Source organism: Calditrichota bacterium (assembly GCA_013112635.1).
Classification (GTDB): domain Bacteria; phylum Calditrichota; class Calditrichia; order Calditrichales; family J004; genus JABFGF01.
The window spans coordinates 1,190,865-1,211,493 of record JABFGF010000001.1 but is presented as its reverse complement, the minus strand read 5'-3'; the positions used below and the strand labels follow the sequence as shown (position 1 = coordinate 1,211,493).

Annotated in this window: 22 protein-coding genes; 8 read left to right on the top strand and 14 right to left on the bottom strand. The window is 36.3% G+C overall.

Going from position 1 to position 20,629, the window contains the following annotated elements:
• The first annotated feature begins 4 nt into the window (after nt 1-4).
• The 4 genes from HND50_04920 (at nt 5) to HND50_04905 (ending at nt 3,055) form a co-directional block, all read left to right on the top strand.
• Nucleotides 5-802, top strand: a complete 798-nt coding sequence (locus HND50_04920) for a polyphosphate polymerase domain-containing protein (GenBank protein NOG44548.1) — start codon at nt 5-7, stop codon at nt 800-802.
• Entirely contained in the window at nt 792-1,463 is a 672-nt protein-coding gene (locus HND50_04915; GenBank protein ID NOG44547.1) for a DUF4956 domain-containing protein, read from the top strand. Before HND50_04920 ends, HND50_04915 begins: the two co-directional genes overlap by 11 nt.
• 159 nt (nt 1,464-1,622) lie before the next feature.
• Nucleotides 1,623-1,862 carry a hypothetical protein gene (locus HND50_04910; GenBank protein NOG44546.1) on the top strand — a complete coding sequence of 80 codons (240 nt, stop codon included), beginning with the start codon at nt 1,623-1,625 and terminating at the stop codon, nt 1,860-1,862.
• Nucleotides 1,863-1,888: 26 nt separating this feature from the next.
• The gene (locus tag HND50_04905; GenBank protein ID NOG44545.1) at nt 1,889-3,055 is read left to right on the top strand and encodes a response regulator; all 1,167 of its coding nucleotides are present in this window, start codon (nt 1,889-1,891) and stop codon (nt 3,053-3,055) included.
• Nucleotide 3,056: 1 nt separating this feature from the next.
• On the opposite strand, the gene HND50_04900 is transcribed toward HND50_04905, so the two are convergent.
• The 10 genes from HND50_04900 to HND50_04855 form a co-directional block, all read right to left on the bottom strand.
• Entirely contained in the window at nt 3,057-3,956 is a 900-nt protein-coding gene (locus tag HND50_04900) for a sugar kinase (protein ID NOG44544.1), read from the bottom strand.
• Between the two features lie 11 nt (nt 3,957-3,967).
• On the bottom strand, nt 3,968-5,605 hold the full coding sequence (locus HND50_04895; GenBank protein ID NOG44543.1) for an arginine--tRNA ligase: 1,638 nt from the start codon (nt 5,603-5,605) through the stop codon (nt 3,968-3,970).
• Nucleotides 5,602-5,958: a ribosome silencing factor gene (gene rsfS, locus HND50_04890; GenBank protein NOG44542.1), complete on the bottom strand. Its 357-nt coding sequence runs from the start codon at nt 5,956-5,958 to the stop codon at nt 5,602-5,604. Before rsfS ends, HND50_04895 begins: the two co-directional genes overlap by 4 nt.
• A gap of 12 nt (nt 5,959-5,970) precedes the next feature.
• Nucleotides 5,971-6,582, bottom strand: coding sequence for a LytR C-terminal domain-containing protein (locus HND50_04885; GenBank protein NOG44541.1), 612 nt, complete (start codon nt 6,580-6,582; stop codon nt 5,971-5,973).
• A 109-nt stretch (nt 6,583-6,691) separates the two neighbouring features.
• Nucleotides 6,692-7,195, bottom strand: coding sequence for a hypothetical protein (locus tag HND50_04880; GenBank protein NOG44540.1), 504 nt, complete (start codon nt 7,193-7,195; stop codon nt 6,692-6,694).
• A gap of 75 nt (nt 7,196-7,270) precedes the next feature.
• The gene (locus tag HND50_04875) at nt 7,271-8,008 is read right to left on the bottom strand and encodes an NTP transferase domain-containing protein (protein ID NOG44539.1); all 738 of its coding nucleotides are present in this window, start codon (nt 8,006-8,008) and stop codon (nt 7,271-7,273) included.
• A gap of 9 nt (nt 8,009-8,017) precedes the next feature.
• On the bottom strand, nt 8,018-8,863 hold the full coding sequence (locus HND50_04870) for a pantoate--beta-alanine ligase (GenBank protein ID NOG44538.1): 846 nt from the start codon (nt 8,861-8,863) through the stop codon (nt 8,018-8,020).
• A complete protein-coding gene (gene panB / locus HND50_04865; protein NOG44537.1) occupies nt 8,850-9,665 on the bottom strand; it encodes a 3-methyl-2-oxobutanoate hydroxymethyltransferase in 816 nt (271 codons plus the stop codon). Before panB ends, HND50_04870 begins: the two co-directional genes overlap by 14 nt.
• A gap of 39 nt (nt 9,666-9,704) precedes the next feature.
• Entirely contained in the window at nt 9,705-10,805 is a 1,101-nt protein-coding gene (mnmA, locus tag HND50_04860; protein NOG44536.1) for a tRNA 2-thiouridine(34) synthase MnmA, read from the bottom strand.
• Nucleotides 10,802-11,221 carry an ATP-binding protein gene (locus HND50_04855; protein NOG44535.1) on the bottom strand — a complete coding sequence of 140 codons (420 nt, stop codon included), beginning with the start codon at nt 11,219-11,221 and terminating at the stop codon, nt 10,802-10,804. Before HND50_04855 ends, mnmA begins: the two co-directional genes overlap by 4 nt.
• A 133-nt stretch (nt 11,222-11,354) precedes the next feature.
• On the opposite strand from HND50_04855, the gene HND50_04850 reads away from it, so the two are divergent.
• Nucleotides 11,355-11,747 carry a VanZ family protein gene (locus HND50_04850; GenBank protein ID NOG44534.1) on the top strand — a complete coding sequence of 131 codons (393 nt, stop codon included), beginning with the start codon at nt 11,355-11,357 and terminating at the stop codon, nt 11,745-11,747.
• 4 nt (nt 11,748-11,751) lie between these two features.
• Here HND50_04850 and HND50_04845 read toward each other — a convergent pair whose 3' ends face one another.
• Entirely contained in the window at nt 11,752-12,669 is a 918-nt protein-coding gene (locus HND50_04845) for a hypothetical protein (protein NOG44533.1), read from the bottom strand.
• Nucleotides 12,670-12,766: 97 nt separating this feature from the next.
• Here HND50_04845 and HND50_04840 point away from each other — a divergent pair, with 97 nt between their 5' ends.
• From HND50_04840 to lipA, 3 genes are all read left to right on the top strand, one after another.
• Nucleotides 12,767-13,666 (top strand): alpha/beta fold hydrolase, encoded by a 900-nt coding sequence (locus tag HND50_04840; protein ID NOG44532.1) that lies wholly within the window; start codon nt 12,767-12,769, stop codon nt 13,664-13,666.
• Nucleotides 13,667-13,683: 17 nt separating this feature from the next.
• On the top strand, nt 13,684-14,682 hold the full coding sequence (locus HND50_04835) for a ketoacyl-ACP synthase III (protein NOG44531.1): 999 nt from the start codon (nt 13,684-13,686) through the stop codon (nt 14,680-14,682).
• Between the two features lie 65 nt (nt 14,683-14,747).
• A complete protein-coding gene (gene lipA / locus HND50_04830) occupies nt 14,748-15,584 on the top strand; it encodes a lipoyl synthase (GenBank protein ID NOG44530.1) in 837 nt (278 codons plus the stop codon).
• A 1-nt stretch (nt 15,585) separates the two neighbouring features.
• On the opposite strand, the gene HND50_04825 is transcribed toward lipA, so the two are convergent.
• The 3 genes from HND50_04825 to HND50_04815 all read right to left on the bottom strand — a co-directional run bounded on the left by HND50_04825 (nt 15,586) and on the right by HND50_04815 (nt 20,418).
• Nucleotides 15,586-16,350, bottom strand: a complete 765-nt coding sequence (locus HND50_04825; GenBank protein NOG44529.1) for a hypothetical protein — start codon at nt 16,348-16,350, stop codon at nt 15,586-15,588.
• Nucleotides 16,351-16,354: 4 nt separating this feature from the next.
• The gene (locus HND50_04820) at nt 16,355-17,098 is read right to left on the bottom strand and encodes a hypothetical protein (GenBank protein NOG44528.1); all 744 of its coding nucleotides are present in this window, start codon (nt 17,096-17,098) and stop codon (nt 16,355-16,357) included.
• A 125-nt stretch (nt 17,099-17,223) separates the two neighbouring features.
• Entirely contained in the window at nt 17,224-20,418 is a 3,195-nt protein-coding gene (locus HND50_04815) for a DNA polymerase III subunit alpha (GenBank protein NOG44527.1), read from the bottom strand.
• Nucleotides 20,419-20,629: the final 211 nt, after the last annotated feature.

Here is a 20,629-nt window from a genome sequence, read left to right as displayed (position 1 = left end):
AACTATGTTAAAAAGGGAAATTAAATATTTATTACCTTTAGAAATGTTGCCTAAAGTAAGGGATTTCTTGTCGCCTTATATGCGTTTGGATAAATTTGCCGGACCAAAGGAAGCACCGGACTATACCGTTCGTAGTGTATATTATGATACCAGGTCTTTAAAGTATTATCATGAAAAAATAGATGGATTGCAAAATAGAATAAAAGTAAGAATTCGTAGCTATAACACTTATACAAAGAACAGTGTTACATTTTTAGAATTGAAAAGGAAAAACGGCTCTCACATTTTTAAAAACAGATATCCTCTAATATTTGATCAACTTGATGATGTATTTTCTGGCAAAAAAATTGAATCAAACTTGAAGTTAAAAAGCAGAGACCGAGATCGTGAATTATTTTTATATCATATATTTAGTCAATCACTAAATCCGGTAATATTAGTTGCATACGAGCGGGAAGCATACCATTATAAATTTAATCCGGATCTTAGGATAACATTTGACAAAGATATAAGAAGTATTCAAACGGATAAGTATTCAAATTTATTCGAAACAGACAATTTTATAAACACCTTTAGAAATAAATTTGTTCTTGAGATGAAATTTAATAAACAATTTCCGGGATGGCTTATTTCAATGATAAAGAGTATGCATTTACAAGCACGTTCTGTTTCCAAATACACCCTATCCATTGATAAACAACTGGAGATGGTTACCGGTGTAAAACAATTAATGACAATACCAAGAATTCAAAAATATTCGCTTAAGCGGGTACTCTCAAGGACTGAATCGGATGTTAGATAATTTTAGTGGCAATTTTTTTAATAGTATTACTCTGGAACAGGTTTTAGTAAATCTTACAATAGCATTAATATCCGGTTTAATTGTATCGCATAGCTATAGACTTAGTTTTACCGGGTTGAGTTATTCTCCTTCTTATGTGCGTGCCTTGGTTATTTTATCGGTAATTACTGCATTGGTAATAATGACTATTGGAAACAATTTAGCACGTGCGTTTGGGCTGGTTGGTGCTATGACAGTTATTCGATTTAGAACAGCTGTTAAAGATATTCAGGATATTGTTTTTATAATTTTTTCTTTAGCTGTTGGAATGGCTGCAGGAGTCAATCTAAAATTTATAGCAATATTCAGTTCATTTTTTATTGGTGCAATCACGATTGTTCTTGCCAAAATTAATTATGCTTTCCCCCAAAAAAGCCAATTTCTGATTCAGTTTATAAGTAGTGTTCCTGAAGATGAACCAGCTTATATCGCTTTGTTTAAAAAATACTGCAAAAAATATAGCTTAATAGACATGCTTACATTGGATGATAAAAATGAATTTGAAATATCATTTAATGTTGAGCTGAAAAATAAAAATACAATACATATTTTTATAAAAGAACTAAACGCTATTAAAGGTATTTCTAAAACCCGGTTTTATTTTGATGATGAAACTATATAAAAAATAGCAGTTTTTTTCTTAAATATACTCCAAATAATTTTCTTTGCGCGTTTTTCTACCTCTACAATAGTTTTTTCTTATTTGCCGCTTGTGACTACCGAATGTGTGTTATTGAACAAGGATGTCAGGACTTTTAAATATAGGATGTATAAAAAGTTTATGGGCAAATTAGACAATGCTATAAATCTAGATGATCTTTCAATTGAAGATTATCAAAAGTTGGTGGAGAATTTGCGGATCCGGATTAATGTTTTAAATGCCTCAATTTTTTTATTGGAAGATAAGTTAGATTCAATCGATAACAATACAGTCAGTTACCTGGAAAAAATTAATTCTGAACTGGAAAATATTCGACGGATGATTTTACCGTATCCCATTAAAATTAACAGTGAAAATTAAACCAGCCCAGCCTTTTTAAAATAATTATGGAAGCTAAAGACTTAAAATTGCTCGTTATTGAAGATGAACCTATTATTCGTGAAAGCTATATTGATATGTTTTCAGTATTAGGTTATCAAACTGATACAGCAGTAAATGGTAAAGACGGGCTGCATAAGCTTTCCCAAAAAGACTACCATCTTGTAATTACAGATCTCAATATGCCGGTCATGGATGGCCAGGAGACATTAAGGAGAATCAAGAAAAAATACCCTAATGTGGAGGTAATTGTTGTAACGGGGTTTGCTACAATCGAAACAGCGATCAATGCAATGAAGGAAGGGGCGTTCGATTATATAACTAAGCCTGTTAGCCTGGAACACGTTCGTATTGTTTTAAACCGTTGCAGAAAACATATTTCCGCATCTCATGAAAATGAGGAATTAAAAAACCTAAACCATCAGCTTAAACATGTTAATGAAATCAAAGATAAATTTATTACAATTACCAATCATGAATTAAGAACACCGTTGGCTGTTTTAAAAGGCTATTTTGAATTAATTGATTTAAGTATAGAAGATAAATCTGAAGAAATAACCGAATATTTAGGCATTGTTTCTTCAACGCTTTATGAAATGATTGAGCTGGTTGAAAGGATGCATAACCTTTCAGATGCTGAAAAAGCATTCTCCAGGAAAGAAAATACAACATTCAATTTAAACGATTCCATTTTGTCTGTAGCAAGTGAAATGAAAATCCTGTTTAAAAAGCGTGAAATTGAGTTTGGTGCTTATACTAATAGTAAAGTTATCTTGATTAGTGCAGACAAAAATAATCTGCATAGGGCCATTAGAGAGCTTTTGCAAAATGCTTTAAAATTTACAGAAAAGGGCGGAAAAGTATCGTTAAAAGTTAAGAAGGAAGCTGCCGACCGAAAAGTATATATTTCTGTGGAAGATAATGGAATTGGAATCCCACTCGATAAACAGAATTTTGTATTTGAACCATTTTATGAAGTTCAAGATGTTATGCACCATTCCACATCACAAACAGATTTTATGGGCGGAGGAATTGGTGTTGGCCTTTCTTTAGTTAAGGAAATTCTTCAAACCTGCGATGGAAAAATTGAAGTACATAGTGAGGAAGGAAAGGGGAGCGTGTTTACAATCATACTCCCGGAAGTTGAGAAAATGGAAGAAGCATTAGTTTCATAAATTATAAAACCATCATTTCTTTGAATTCATCAAATCTGCTTTCCAATTGTTCTTTTGATAAATTTTTTAAATTAAGCAATCCAAAATCTTCAACAGTAAATGATGCTGTTGTACATCCATAAACCAAAGCATGGCGCAATGTTTCATCGTTAATTTCATTCGTTGAAGCAAGATAACCTAAAAAACCACCCGCAAAGGTATCCCCTGCTCCTGTTGGATCAACTACATTCTCCAATGGATATGCCGGCGCAAAGAAAAATTTATTGTTTGAATATAAAAGCGCGCCATATTCTCCACGTTTTATAACCAGCTTTGAAGGCCCCATAGCAACAATCTTTTTAACTGCTTTTACTAAATTTTCTTCTTCGGTAAATTGCATTAATTCTTCATCGTTAATAATTACGATGTCACTTTTTCGTACAACCTGTTCAAGCGCATCGCGGCTTATATTAATCCACAAATTCATCGTATCTAAGACTACAAGTTTTGGGTTATTAACTTGTTCTAAAACCTGTAGCTGAAGTTCAGGAGCAATATTTGCCAGAAAGATATATTCACAATTTTTGTATTGTTCAGGAATCGTTGGATTAAAATATTCGAAAACATTTAAGTCTGTAAACAAAGTGTCACGCTGATTCATATTTTTGTGATAGCGTCCGCCCCAGCGAAATGTTTTTCCTTCTTCAACGTAGAGTCCATCAAAATTTACATCACGCTGTTCTAAAAACTTAAGCTCTTCTTTTTGAAAATCAGAGCCAATAACGCCCACAACATTTATCTGTGCAAACAAGCTGGCAGCAGCTGTAAAAAACAGTGTCGACCCACCTAATGCGTCATCCATTTTTCCATTTGGTGTTTCAATAGTATCATAGGCAATCGAACCTACAACCAAAATACTCATTTTATCTCCGTTTACATTTTGTTTGGTGCACTTATTCCCAAAATATGTAGCGCGTTGGCTATTACAATTCGCGTTCCATCGATTAAGGCAAGCCTGGCCATTGATAAATTCTCGTCTTCTGTTATTACTCTGCATTCGGTATAAAATCTGTGAAAAGTAGCTGCGAGGCCAAATAGGTAATTTACCATTCGTTGTGGTTCTAAAACCTGGGAACATATTTTAACAATCTCAGGAAATTGCAGTAATTCCTTTATAAGGTTTGTTTCTTCCTTTTTGACCAGGTTTTCTAAAATATCGCGTTTATGATTTTTTGTATTTATATTTTTGGATTCTGCTAATGCAATTATGCTGCAAATACGGGCATGAGCGTATTGAATATAAAAAACAGGGTTTTCATCAGATTGTGTTTTAGCCAGACTCAAATCAAAATTGAGATGTGTATTCATTCCTCGCATTAAAAAGAAATAACGGGTTACATCAACGCCAACATCTTCGATTAGCTCATCAAGAGTTACAAAATTTGCTTTTCTGGTTGACATTTTTACTTGCTCACCTTTGTTTGTCAATGTTACAAATTGGTGAATAAGCACTTTTACTTTTTCTTCGTCATACCCCAAAACCTTTAAAGCAGCCAAAACATCCGGATAAGTATCGATATGGTCTGCACCGAAAATATCGACAATTAACTCAAATTTTCGTTTAAACTTTTCTACATGGTAAGCCATATCTGGCAATCTATAGGTTGGTTCACCACTGCTTTTAATAATAACCCGGTCCTGGTCAAATCCAAGATCGGTTGTTTTAAACCAAGTCGCGCCTTCATTTTCGTAAACAAGGTTTTTGGTTTTAAGGTCTTTTATAACCTGATCAATTTTTCCTTGTTCGTAAAGTGATTTCTCGTTAAAAAACACATCAAACTTAAAGCCCAGCTTTTTTATTGTGCCTTTAATATTTTCAAAGATGGTGTCTTCAGCTGCCTTGGTAAATTTTTCAAGATCATTGTCATTTTTTAGTGCATCGCCATGATGCTGATGTAGATCTTTGGCAATGTCGATTATATATTCACCTTGATAATGATCATCTGATAATTCAATCTCCAGGCCACATAATTGTTGATAACGGATCTTTACTGATTCCCCTAAAACGCGCATTTGGCGCCCGGCGTCGTTAAAATAATACTCACGCGTAACATCATAGCCGGCAGCTTCCAGGATGTTGGCAACTGTATCCCCCAAAACAGCCTGCCTGCCATGGCCAATTGTTAGCGGCCCGGTTGGGTTAGCACTTACAAATTCAACTTGCGCTTTAATTGGATTGCTTTGTTTTATTCTGCCAAATTCAGACTGGAGTTTTGGAATTTGTAAAAATTGATCAAGTATATTGCCGGTTGCAGCATAAAAATTAATAAATCCCGGCCCGGCAATTTCTGCTTTTGAAATGTAGGAATCATTCAGGGAAATTGTTGAAATAATTTCTTCAGCGATCTGTCTGGGATTTTTTTTTAAGTGACGTGCAAGTTGCATGGCCAGGTTTGATGCAAAATCGCCATGGTTTTCATCTTTTGGGCGTTGTAAAATTACAGGTAGTTCTATTTCATGTTTTTTTAAAAATAAGCTTAGTTCGTTTTTTATAAAGTCTTCGGCGTTCATGCTTCTTCTTCCATTACAAGTTTCATTTCTGCATCTGCCCAAAGTCTTTCTAAACCAAAATGTTCACGAGTTTCTTTTCTAAAAATATGGACCACTACATCAACATAATCTAATAAAATCCAGTTTGGGGAGTTGATTCCTTCTTTGTGATACAAATGGACTTTTTCGTCCTTGCGTATTTTCCGTTCGATGTTATCTGCAATTGCCTTAAGTTGGGCTTGTGATTCTGCTGAAACTATTACAAAGTAATCTGTTACACTGCTTAACTCACGTACATTTAAAATGGCAATTTGATGGCCTTTCTTTTCCAAGGCATAATTTGAAATGGCCTCTGCCAGCTGGTTGGATGTCAAATAAAATCTCCGTTATTGAAAAATTGATAAAAGTTTATAGTCTTTCCCGATGACAACGGTCAGGTCAGCAATGGGTGAAGGGTTGTCAAAAATTTCCACATTGGCGTAAAGGATGCCCATATGATCTGCTAAATCCCTGGCATTTTCCTGATTATTAATCTGGTCGATTATCTTTGTTTCCTGAACCTGCCAGTTTATTTTCCCTTGCTCTATATAGTTACCGCTATTAACGATGTCATACTTGGATTTTTTTAATAGATCAGCCAACTTTTTAGCGACTCCTTTTTCACCACACCCATTCAATATTTCCAATTGAATTTTTTTCTCAATGGGTGAATAATATTGAACCTCTGGTTCTTGCGTTTCCTGAACGGGAATTGAAGTTTGTTCTTCACTTCTGGTTTCTATTTCACTCTGATTAGAAATAGCTTCGCTCTGAGTTGCAGGAATCAATTCTGATAATTCTGGCCAATACAAAAAGCCAATAATTACAACGGCAACCAATCCTAAAAATAAAAACGGCAGCTTAGATTTCTTTTTTTTGGAAGGGGAGAACCGTACGTTGGTATTAGAATGGGATTTTCTTTGTATTGTTTGGCTGTTACTTCTTCTTCGGTGTCTCAAGTTTGCCTGATGCTCCGCAAATAAATGCTCAAAAAAATACCGGATTCTTATTTAAAAGGAATCCGGTTAATAATTTTATTTAATAAAAATCTGGAAATATCATTTCTCGTTAATATGTCCTATTTCCACGGTCAAAATAATTTGATCTATAGAACGGATTATAGAATTGATTACGTTGATTAAAATAACTGGCTGGTACAGATTCAAATCTCAATTGCAAATGAGAATTTTCGGAAATTTTATAATCTAACTGTGCTCCTCCAAAAAACTGAGGATTATTTAAAGAGCTGTTTTGCCCGAAAGTATGATACGGTGTTTGCATAATACCGATATCTGTTGATAAAGTCAGATTATCCGAAAACTGAAAAAACATTGTGTTTATATAAGCATTTTGAAGCATCTGCTGCCCGCCGCCCATTCCAAAAGACATATTAAATGAATGGTTCATCTGAAACTTTGAAGGATCTAAAAAGCCTAATAAAAAACTATCTGCGGGTTTAGCCAGAATATTTGTAAAATCAGGCTTTTTTGTATCTTTCTTTAATTGTCCAAAAGCTAAAAATGGGATCAAAAAAAGTACAAAAAATAAACTTTTCGAATAATTGTTTTTCATTGGTATTTTCTCCTTCTGATGCCCTAAAAATATGAAACGAATTACTATAAATCAAATACTCTAAAAAACAATATACTAACTGCGTGTATTTAAAATAGTTTCGGCTTCTTTTAACTGATCTATGGTGTTAATACCACGAGTTTCATCAAAGCTCTCAGATTTTACGGCACGGACCGTAAGTCCCTCTTCTATAAACATTGGAACAACATCCGGCAAATAATACTCGCCTTGGGAATTATCATTCTTTACAGCTTTTAATGCATCAAAAAGTTTCTTCGAATCAAATAAATAAATTCCAACATTTATCTCATTAATTTTTAGCTGGGCTTCATTGGCATCTTTATGTTCAACAATGCTTTCAACGGAGCCATCTTTATCACGCACCACGCGTCCGTATCCAAACGGATCATCCAGGTCTGCGGTTAGCAAAGTGGCAGTTGCATCACTTTTATGATGTTCGGTTATCAGGGCACGTATTGATTTTTCGGTAAGTAAAGGTACATCACCAGATAGCACAAGTACATCACCATCGTAATTATTAAAAGCAGATTCTGTCATTTGTACTGCATGGCCAGTTCCCAATTGAGGAGATTGAACAGCAAACTCAACATTTCTTTTGCTGCATTCATCTTCCAGCAATTCTTTTTTATGTCCTACAATTAAAACGATTTTATCAGAATTTATTTTTTCGGCTAAGTCAATCACATAATGGACCATTGAACGATCATTTAATTTGTGCAATACTTTTGGTAAATCAGACTTCATTCGTGTGCCTTTACCGGCAGCCATTATCGCTGTAGAAATTTTCTTCATCTGGGTTCCTTAAATAGTTATGATAGCATTATCAATTAATCTTGTTGTTCCAACAAATACGGCAATTGCCAGCAAAACTTTATCACCCTTTGCAAACTTTTTATGAAGAGTGTCTGCATTTACAAATTCCACGTAATCCACTTTACATTCGGGCAGTGTATTCACGTTTTCTGTTATTTCTTTTTCAAGATTTGTAAAATTCCTGTTTCCGGATTTTACTTTTGAATATGCCAAGTTGATACTTTGTGACAGAATTAAAGCATTTTTGCGCTGCTGCGGATTTAAATATTTGTTTCGCGAACTCATTGCCAGGCCATCTTTTTCACGGATAATCGGTTCAACTAAAATTTGAGTTCTGTAACTCAGATCGCGCACCATGTTTTTAATTATGATTGATTGTTGAGCATCTTTTTGTCCAAACACTGCAAAATCAGGATCAATTAAATTGAAAAGTTTAGCTACTACTGTATTGACACCACGGAAATGTGTTGGCCGTGAAGCGCCACAAAGTAGCTGGCCTATTTCCTGGTTAATAACATATGTCTGATGCAGGTCCGAATACATTTCATTGTTGTCTGGGATAAAAACAGCATCAACTCCCTCGGTTTGGCATTTACTTAAATCACCCTGAATATCTATCGGATATTTGTCTAAATCTTCACCTTGCGCAAATTGTGTAGGATTTACAAAAATACTGACAATAACTTTATCAGAAACTGTTTTTGCTTTGCGGATTAAACTTAAGTGACCTTCATGCAGAAAGCCCATTGTAGGTACCAGCCCGATTGAACATCCTTTTTGTTGCTCGGATCGGGACCAATCGCGGACTTCGGAAGCGGTTTTAATAACTTTCATTTTCACTTGGGAAGCTGGAATTCTTAACATCTTTGATGTATGCGCGGCATGATTTTTCTATTTCATCACCAAGTTCTGCATATCGTCGAACAAACTTGGGTTTAAACTTACGGAATATTCCAAGCATATCCTGGGTAACCAAAACCTGGCCATCACATCCGGCACCGGCACCAATACCAATTGTTGGAATGGAAATTGAGTCCGATATTTCTTTTGCCAGCTTCGCCGGTATTTTTTCCAGCACGATGCTAAATGCGCCGGCTTCTTCAAGAATTTTTGCGTCTTTAAGGAGAGACTCAGCAGATTTACTTTTTGTACCTTGTATTTTAAATCCACCTAATTGATGCATGGATTGTGGTGTTAATCCTAAATGGCCCATAACCGGAATTCCCAGGGAAACTAATCTGGAAATAGTTTCCGCCATTATTTCACCACCTTCAATCTTAACAGCTTCAGCACAGGCTTCTTGCAGAAAACGGCCTGCATTTTCAATCGCTTTTTCAGTGCTGACCTGGTATGAGAGAAAGGGCATATCCGCAACCAACAGAGCGTTTTGAACACCCCTGCTAACAGATTTTGTATAAAAAACCATCTCATCCATGGTGACGGATAATGTGTTTTCTTTTCCGCCCATAACCATTCCGCCGGAGTCTCCAACCAAAATAATATCCGTTCCGGCAACGTCAATAATTTCGGCCATCAAAGCATCATAGGCGGTAAGCATTGTAACTTTCTCACCGTTTTGCTTCATTTTAATAATTTCAGGAACGGTAATTTTTGCTTTTTTATTTTCAGCAGACATTTAGTTTCCTAATAAAAATCACAAAAGGAGTATTAATTGTTAGTTAATTATTGAACCACCGATAATACAATCATTTTCATCATAAAAAACTGCTGATTGTCCGGGAGTTACAGATTTTTGTTGCTCATCAAATACAACTTTCACGGAATCAGCATCGAGCGGGAAAATTGTTCCTTGATATCCGGCTCCATTGTAGCGGATTTTAATTAAACAATGGATTCCTTCAGCAGGAAGATTTTCAAATTTGATGAGGTTCAATGAATTTGCAGTAAACTCTTTTGAATAAAGTTCGTTCTCTTGTCCAATTGTAACTTCGTTTGTTTTTGGATTAGTCCCCAAAACATACATCGGTTGCCCAAATCCTGTACCAATTCCGCGGCGTTGCCCGATAGTAAAAAATGGATAACCTTTGTGTTTTCCTATCTTTTCACCGCTGCTGTTAATCAAATCCCCGTCGGTAACTTTTTCTTCGAGACCGGGAACAACCTGTTTAAGCAGCCTGCCATAATTATTGTCCGGCACAAAACAAATTTCCTGGCTCTCTTTTTTCTCAGCAGTCCGCATTTCCATTTTGCGGGCCATTTCCCGGATTTGAGGTTTTGTGAATTCGCCAAGTGGATATAGCGTTTCAGCTAAATTGTTTTGCTTAGTTCCCCATAAAACATAGGATTGGTCTTTGCTACTGTCGAGACCTTTATAAAGCTCGTATCTTTTACTGGATTCATTGAACTTTACACGCGCATAATGGCCGGTGGCAATAAAATCTGCACCAAGCTCACGTGCTTTTTCATGGAGTGATTTCCATTTTATTTTGATATTGCACTGAACGCATGGATTGGGAGTTCGCCCTGCGATATATTCATCAACAAAATTATCGACAACACCATCATGGAAATCGCGGCTAAAATTTAAAACGTAGTGTGGCATATCGAGTTTTGCACATACCATTCGCGCATCATTTATGGAATCAAGAGAACAGCAGCCACTTTCGTGGTTGATATTCCCGCCAATGGCTTCATAATCCCATAATTTCATTGTAATGCCGATGCAATTATAGCCTTGATCTTTTAACAACGCTGCTGCTACAGAGCTATCAACACCGCCGCTCATTGCTACAACAACTGTTTTTTTTGAACTCATTTTGATTCTAAATTTTTTGTTATGATTGCTTCGGTTCCGGTTTTCGATATTTTATATTCAACGGAGTCCATTAAAGCTTCCACAAGGTATAGCCCACGGCCACTGTCAGACATCAAGTTGTCAGGATCAAGCGGGTTTCCAATGTTTGTTGGGCTAAACCCCTCGCCTTCATCTAAAATGGAAATTGTAAGTTTTTCATCATCGCTTTTAAAAGACACGGTAACCTTTTTATCAGGATTATCTTTATTGGCATGGTGAATGGCATTGTTAACTAATTCAGTAAGTGCAATAGAAATATCATCCACTGTTGATTCATCAAAACCAATATCCAAGGCAATTTTTGAGGACATCTGCTCGATTTTTTCAAGATTATCTATAATACTTGGAAAACTAATTGTCTTTGAAATGTTTGCCATTCATTGCTCCAAAAAAGAAGGGAATTTATCGTTTGAAAAAAATAATGTCAAATAACTGATTTTGCATCTATAAATGTTCTGATGTTAAATTATTTATTATTGATATGTCATATCGAACAAAAGGTCTCTAAAATTGAACAATAATTTCTCTAAATGGGCTTTTTATTTAAACGCTCATGTTCCTTGGTTGCTGATGATGCTGCTAATCACAATTCAATCTGGTCTATCATCAGAATTGCTGAGTGTAAAAATCCCAAAAGGTGTTGACAAGATAATTCATTTTGCAATTTTTGGGCTTTTAGGCTGGTTGATGACCAGAGGCTTTTTGATGTCAGAAAAAATATTTCTTAAAAAACATTATTTATGGTTAGTTCCTCTAATTGGAGCATTGTTTGCCGTTCTTGATGAATTCCATCAGGCTCTTGTGCCTGGTCGTTATCCCGATTTTTTTGATTGGACAGCTGATTTTTTAGGCATTGTTGTTTTTATGTTGCTTTACAAAAAAAGAAATCCGGTCCCAAATTAGTTTATTATTTTGTTGTTGATATTGTAAATCCTTTAAACCGCGCCATTACCGGTAAATGATCTGAAACATCCGATGAATAGTTTGAAAGTTCTTTACGCAGATCGAGCATTTCTGTTTCGCCATCTCCAAATTCTGCCTGGCTGTTGTTAGTAATCATTATATGATCAATTGCAGTTGTAAATTTATCAGTTACAAAAGAGTATTGGTTATTTTTGTCCAGAAAAGGTAAAAAGACATTATTGGAACCGGTATCGCTTACCCTGTCATTCCAATCCCCCAGCACAATAAAATCTGCATCTGCACCATTATTTATTTCTTGCGATACAAAATCTTCTAATTTAATAATTGCTTCTCTGCGTCTTTGCTCACTGGATTCATCGCTAAAAGCTTTTAAATGTAACACGATAATTGAAAAATCATATTGAGTGCCATTTATATCTTTAATCTCTACAAATGCTGATAAAGGCGGTCGAGGAAAAGGATAGCTGTCATTTTCAAAAATGTTGTGCACAGATGAGATGCTTATAAAATCAGATTTATATAAAATCCCTGTTTTTTGATAGGAGTTGCTGCTGTATTGATCGGTTGATAAAATTCCTTTCCAGCCATCCAAAGAATCACTAAGTGTATTAAAAGAAGCCACATCAGAAATTTCCTGAACAGCAATCATATCAAGATCAAGATCCCGAATTATATCTTTTACAAGGTTAATTGTTTTTGAATTACTTTTCGGAAACCATTCGATATTCCAGGTTGCAATTTCAAAATAATTCTTTTTTCCGATTGGGTTTACCACCGGCCCACTATCATCAGTATCGGAGCTGTTAACACGGTCGTTACAGGAATAGAAGGATACAGTAATAAATAGGACAGTTATAAAGATTATCCAGGGCGATGTTTTCTTTTCTAATGAATTTCTCATAAAAATTTTTCTTTTAATTTTTAAAACGCTTACTTAAATTGCATGTTTCCGATCCCAAAAGATACATAATTATTTTCAAATTAAAAATGGATTTATATTGAGTTTAGTTCTCCCTATAGCCTCAATTAGTATAGTCGGCATAATTCTCATTTATGTATTAATTAATACTATCTTGAGAAAAATAATTTACATCCCTCATATTCCTAATACTAAAACTCCTAATGACTTTAGTATCACATTTGATGAACATTTCCTAAAAACTGAGTCAACAAAAAAAATCCAGCTATGGGATTTGAACCCAAATAGTGAAAAAACGATTATCCTTGCTGTCCATGGATGGAGCCGCTCTGCAGATTCGTTATTACCGCTGCTGGCCGGCATAAATAATGAGGCACATGTATTTGTTTTGAATACCCGAAATCATGGAAAAAGTGATAGCGAAAAAGATTTGTCTATTGCGAAATATAAAGATGATATAAAAATTGCGATCGAGTTTATAAAAAATAAAAATAAAAATGAAGATATTATTCTTCTTGGTCACTCATTTGGTGCTGCCACTGTTTTAGAAATGGGCCATTTGGATAATTCCGTAAGTGGTTTAATTTTGCTTTCCCTTTTTGCAGATGGTGAAAAACTGATCCGCAGGCAATTTGAGCAGAAAAAAATACCGAAACAACTTATCGATAGCCTTGTAAAATCTATTGAGTTTAAAAATGGCGAAAAATTATCACGGGTTGCGCCAAAGGATATTATAGGACAAGTTAAAATACCAATATTGATGATTCATGGAAAAAAAGACAAATCTGTTTCAGAGAATGATTTTAACGACTTAAAAATGCAATTGAATGAAGACAGTAAGGCGATTATTTTAGAACATGAAGACCATGTTTCTGTATTAGATAATAACAAAGCATCAAGTGAAATTAGCATATTTATTAAAGACCAATTTGAATCGGAATTTATTTTTAATCCTGCTTTTTTAAAAAAAGTTGATTAAACAAATATTAGGACACAATGAAAAATTCAAAAATTATCGGCCTTGGAAAATATATTCCAAAACGAACGGTTACAAATGCAGACCTTGAAAAAATCATGGAAACATCCGATTCGTGGATTCAGGAAAGAACAGGTATAAAAGAAAGACATTATGCAAAACCTGGTAAGGAAACAGTATCGTGGATGGGTGCAGAGGCAGCAAAACAAGCATTAAAAATGGCCGGTTTGCAAGCTTCTGAAATTGATTTTATAATCTTTGCCACATTAAGTCCGGATTTTGATTTTCCAGGTTCCGGCTGCCCGATGCAAGTTCATCTTGGTATTCCGGGAATTGGTGCTCTTGATGTGCGAAACCAATGCAGTGGTTTTGTCTACAGCATGGCTATTGCCGATCAATTTATTAAAACAGGTATGTATAAAAATATTCTTGTTGTAGGTGCAGAAGTGCAAAGCACAGGATTAAATATGACAACTGAAGGGCGCGATGTTGCAGTTATTTTTGGTGATGGAGCTGGTGCAGCAATTCTTACATCTACGGAAGAAAAGGGTAAAGGTATTTTGAGCAGTAATATGCATGCAGATGGAACATTTGCACGGGAATTGTTTTTAGAAGACCCCGGAAGTAGTAAGCCAAAAAGAATTTCTAAAGAAATGATTGATGAAGGAGGTGTTTATCCTTACATGAATGGCCGATATGTTTTTAAACATGCAGTGCAAAAATTTCCGGCAGCTATAAATGAAGCATTAAATGATGCCGGTTGTACTTTGGATGATGTCGACCTTGTCATACCTCACCAGGCAAATAAAAGAATTACCGAAGCAATTCAAATGAGACTTGAGATTCCAAAAGAAAAAGTTTTTAGCAATATTGAAAAATATGGAAATACTACAGCCGCATCAATTCCAATTGCTTTGACCGAAGCTTATGAAGAAGGCTTAATAAAAGATGGTAGCCTGGTTTGCCTTGCAGCATTTGGCAGTGGATTTACCTGGGGTGCAAACCTGATAAGGTTTTAATTAAAATTGAAAGAAATAAATTGGCGAAAAAGAAAAGTCCTTTAAATATTTTACAAAATTCCTCAATGCGCAGACCCGAATGGCTGCGAATAAAATTGGGAGATAATAACAATTTTTCTGAACTACGTTCTCTTGTAAAAGAAAGTCATTTAAATACAGTTTGCGAAAGTGCAAGATGCCCCAACCTTGGTGAATGCTGGAATCGTGGAACAGCAACTTTTATGATTCTTGGTGATGTGTGTACCCGAAGTTGCACGTTTTGTAATATAGAAGTTGGTAAACCACCTGTATATGATTTGGAAGAACCGGCCCGGGTTGCCGATTCTGTAAAAAAACTAAACTTACGACATGCAGTAATCACATCAGTTACCCGTGATGATTTAAGTGATGGTGGGGCTTCAATTTTTGCTGAAACAATCAGGAAAATAAGACAAAAAAAACCGGGTTGCACAATTGAAGTGCTTATTCCTGATATGAAGGGTGACCCTGATGATTTAGATACAATTCTTGACGCCCGTCCGGATATCCTAAACCATAACCTGGAAACAGTTGAGCATTTGCAAAAGGCTTTGCGCGTTCAGGCTACATATGATCGATCTCTTTTTGTATTGGATTATGCCAAGAAAAAAGGTTTTACCACAAAAACAGGAATTATGGTCGGTTGTGGTGAAGAAAAAGACGACATAGTTAAGTTAATGAAAGATGCCCGCGAAATTGATACAGATATTTTAACGATAGGCCAATACCTGCCACCATCGAAACAGCATTTTCCTATTCAACGTTATTACCACCCAACTGAGTTTGATGAATTAAAAAAAATAGGATTAGATCTTGGTTTTAAACATATAGAGGCGGGTCCGCTAGTCCGTAGCTCTTATCATGCTGATGCGCATGTAGTATAATCTACTGCAACAATTTTACTATAATGGCAGGAAAGACAGCCACAACAATAGATAGCAAAGAACCAATAAGAAAGTATTCTGCAAAATTCTTGTCATCCATTTCTTTAAATCGGGCAATCGATTTTAACGCTATAATAATTGCAATTGCTGCTACCTGGTTAAAAATAATCAGGAAATAAATTAAACTCCGTTCCAAAATTCCAATCAACTTACCACGATCAAATTCCTGGACATCGTTGGTTTCCGGCTCTTCTTTTTTCATTGGTACAGCACTCATGTTACGCAGTACAAGTCTTGTTATTAATGTTCCTTCTTTAATTGTGAACACAAATCCAGCCATTACTTTTAAGGTAATATTTATTTTTTCTACTTGTAATGCTGATTTAAAAAATGGGATACTTAGTTTCAATGGGGTAATCAACAGCATTAATGGGTTTAATAGATAATTTGTTGAAAAATCTATAATCCCTATTATTGCTAGTGACAGCGTCAATGCAAATAGAAGATGGATAAAATATATTTTAAATTTTTGGCTTTCATTTTTTGGTTTGATATATGTATCGAATATTACTGTCAGTGTATGCATTGAAAATAAAAATATCCCTGTCAACAGGTTTTCCAGAAGCAATGCAATTATGAATCCATAAATAATTCGTTTAACCAAGCCGCTTTCTTTTTTTCCATTTAATAAACTGGAAATATTGTAAAAAAATAGACGACCTGATAAATATGTAAAAAGCGAAATTACTTCAAATGAGGGGTTCATTTCTTTACCTGTTTTTACGTGGCTTTGAATTGTATTTGTAATTTGGTTCTGCTACCATGGAATAGGTAACGGCTTGTTTTTCTTTTAATAGAGAATTGATTTGGTCTTCTATAAGTTGTTCTGTTTGTTCTGTAAGTTGTACTGGGGTTGTTTTTAAAACTTTTGAGACAGCTGGTTGAGAAATATTTAATCTCTCTGCAATCTGCTTTTGTGTCCATCCATCTTTTTTTAGATGGATAACCTGAAACTTTTGAAAACTCCATTTTTTATTTTCTAAGCTTAACCAGCGCAAAAGAATATTAATATAATCATCGTTTCCGGAATCACTTTTAAAAGAATTCTTTAAATTGTTGGCCCTGGCTATTTCAATGCTTTTTCTGGCATTATAAAATGCCGGTCCATCCATTCCAATCGCGGCATTTTTATTTATCTTTGTTGTAATTTCCCCTACTCCTAATCCATATCTGAAGTCTATATTTTCTGTAGTTGCATGTTTAATATTATATTCAAACTCGTATAGAAATTTGAATAACCTGGTTGCAGACTTGAGCACCCCCTGGAATTCATCACCAATGGTTACTGTAAAACTTGAAACTATATTGTCATCAAAATTTATCATTTCTGATAAAGCTAAATTTGCTCCGGGTGTTATTTTTTCGTGAAAAATAGATTGGATTTTTTCTCGATCTATTATTTCCCGCGATTTAACTATATCCCCGATAATTACCAGGTATCTTTTGTTTTGCATAACATAACCCAAAAAGTTATTCTTCTGGCAATATAACTAAAAAAGTTATAAAAACAAATATATAACCATAAATGTTATAATAAATTAAAAATAACTAAAAAGGTTATTTAACTTTGCGAATTCAGTTATATGCATTCAACAGTTTCGTCATTAGTGGTATCTCTCATCAATAAATCTTCGATTTCGCCTTTATTCATCTTTATTAGTTCTACTTTTTCTGCTATTATATTTGCTTCACCGGGTAGGCGTGATTGGATCATTCCTGTTACGATGTATGGCCCATGTGTACGTACTATATGCCCGTGTTGCTCATACACATTCGGGAAAAGCACTACTTCGCACAATCCAAAACGGTCTTCAAGGGTAAGGAATTTCATATAATTGCGTGAGCGGGTTGCAACCCGGCGTGATGTGACAAGCCAGCCACAAACACGAATTCGTTTATTCAGGTGTTTGTCGAGTTGGTTGGAGGCTACAATATTTTCACAAGCGATGCGCTCTTCAAAGAGATACAGGGGATGATCACTGGCTGCAAAATCGAGTATTTCAAGTTCATTCAAAATCTTCTGGTACATATTAAATGGATCAAGATAGCTTTTTCCGGCAACATATTTTGCTATCTCGGCTTTTTTGTTGTTTTTAAAAAATAACTTTTTTAACAGCATTAGTTGGGGGGCACTTGGGTGGATTGAGGTGAGGGCACCGGCTTTAATCAGGTGCTCCAATTCTCTTTCACCGATACGTGTACGGCGGATAAAATCATATAAATCTGTAAAACCTAATGTGCTGCGCTCTTTAATTATGGCTTCAATAGTACGTTCGCTCAGTTCAAGAACAGGCGAAAGCCCGGTACGAATGGTGCCGTCTTCAGCTGTAAAATCTTTAACTGAATAATTTACATCAGGTGGCAGGATACGAATTTTCATCCTCCGGGCTTCTTCGATGTAAGCGGCTTTGGAATAAAACCCGCCATGATTATTTAGAACGGCGCACATATATTCTACCGGAAAATAATATTTGAGAAAAGCGGCCTGATAAGCAATGGTGCCATAGGTAGCCGAATGTGCCTTATTAAATCCATATCCGGTAAATTGTGCAAGATATTGCCAAAGCTTTTCCGCATCTTTTTCGGCGAGGCCTTTTTTTATGGCCCCTTTCACAAAATCCTGATGAACTGCCAAAAACTCTTTTTTCTTACGCGATTTGCTCATGGCGCGGCGCAGGCTGTCACCTTTGGCGTAGCTTAATCCGGCCACATGATGCGCAATTTGCAGCACCTGTTCCTGGTAAATGGTTACGCCATATGTATCGCCCAAAGCGGGTTCTAAAGAGGGATGCAGGTATTCGGTTTGTTCCAGGCCGGCACGCCGTTTAATGTATACTTCTTTCATGCCGCCACCACTGCCCGAAGCACCGGGCCGGATTAGGGCAACCGCCACAATTACATCATCCACATTTTCTATTAGCATTTTTTTTATAAGGCCACGCATTGCCGGGCTTTCGAGTTGGAAACAGCCAAGGGTAAGCCCGCTTCGGATAAAGTTGGTTATGGCCGGATCATTTTCAGGAATAGTTCGCAAATCCAATGGTGAGAGGGAAGCACTGTTTTTGAAAAAAAAATCGGGTACGCCTTTACCGGAAAATGAACGCCCTGTGTGTTTCTTTGCATCGCCATTAACCATACGGATGCAATCGGTGATAATGCTAAGGGAACGCACACCAAGCAGATCCATTTTTACCAGCCCGAGTTTTTCTATGGAATACATATCGTACTGGGCAATCACGATTCCTTTGCCGGCGATTTCCAGCGGTGTGTGATGGGTAAGTTTGTTGGGTGCAATAATTACCCCGCCGGGATGAATGGAAAGGTGACGGGGAAAATCGGAAATGCGGGCAGCAATACGCATTATTTCTTCGTAAAGTGAAAGGTTATGACGAAGTTCGCGAAGCTCGGGCAATGTATTTACGGCTTCTTCAATTTCTTCGATGGGGCGGTGGGGCAGGTGTTTTGTAACTTTGCCAATTTCATCTTCGGGCAAACCATATGTTTTGGCCACATCACGGATGGCCGAACGGCTTTGCAGAGTATTGAAGGTGCAAATCATGGCTGTGCGGTCGCGCCCGTATTTTTTGTACACATATTCAATAACTTTATCCCTGTTTTTCCAGCATAGGTCCAAATCAATATCCGGCGGGTCGGTACGTTCGGGATTGAGAAAACGCTCAAAATACAGATTATGTCTAATCGGATCGACCTGTGTAATTTCCAGGACATAGGAGACAAGGCTGTCGGCAGCCGAGCCACGCCCAACGCAGGGAATATGTTCATTGTGGCAGTAATCAACAATATCTTTTACGATTAGAAAGTATTCCGCAAAACCTAATTCGTGGATAATGTTGAGCTCATATTGAAGACGGGCAGTTACTTCACGGGTAAGCGGTTTATAGCGATTTGTAGCGCCTTCAAAACTTTTTTTCCACAGCCAGGAAAAGCTGCTTTCTTGCTCTGGTAAATCTATCGATGGAAAAATGGGGGAACCCAATTTAAATTCAAAATTACAATTCCCGGTGATACGTTGTGTATTGCTTATGGCAGATTTAAAACTGCTGAAAAGCTCTTTCATTTGCATGGTAGATTTCAAATACTGCTCAGAGCTTCCTGCTGTTTCCACCTTTTCCAAAACGGTGTTGGCGTCAATCGCATGCAAGGTGCGGCGCAGGCTCCAATCTTTAATAGATGTAAAATGCACATTGTTAGTGGCCACTAAGGGAATGCGGTTTTCAGCGGCCAAATCGCGTAAACGTAAATTTATTAATGTGTCATTGGGATCAAAGTGTTGTAACTCCAGGTAAAAATCGTTGCCAAAAATTTCCTGCATTCGGCGAACATATTGTGCCGCACCGTCAAGATCACGTTTGGCCAGCAAACGGTTAACCCATCCCTTTTGTCCACCGGAGAGGACTATAAGTCCGTCTTTATTTTTGAAAACATCTTTCAGGGAAAGCTTAAATTTCAGATGCCCGCCTTGAAACTGACCGGTGGAAATTAGTGTGCACAAATTACGGTAGCCGCTGTCATTTTTAACCAGCACTATAAGCCGGCTTTGGTCAATCAATGTGAGCTCGGAACCGATGATGGGCTTTATATTGTATTCCTTAGCCAGGCGGTAAAATTCAACCGCACCGTACAAAGCATTGGAATCGGTTAAAGCCAGGGCCCGCATTCCATGTTTTTTTGCAGCGATAATCAGCTCTTCAGGAGAGGCCACGGCATCGAGAAGGCTGTAATAACTGTGTGTGTGTAAATGAGTGAAAGACATATTCTGTTTAACCTTCTCTTAATTCATGGCTTTACTTTTTTCGTGTTTGCAAGATGTGGGTACAAAGCGTAAAAAAGTAATGCCGGTTATATTGTTATTTTTTTGAGTTGTAAGTAAACAATCGTACACCAAAATACGAAAAAGGTTTTAGCGGGGCAAACTATTTTTAAAAATATTGATGTAGTTTAAAAGACAAAGATTCTTTTTTAAG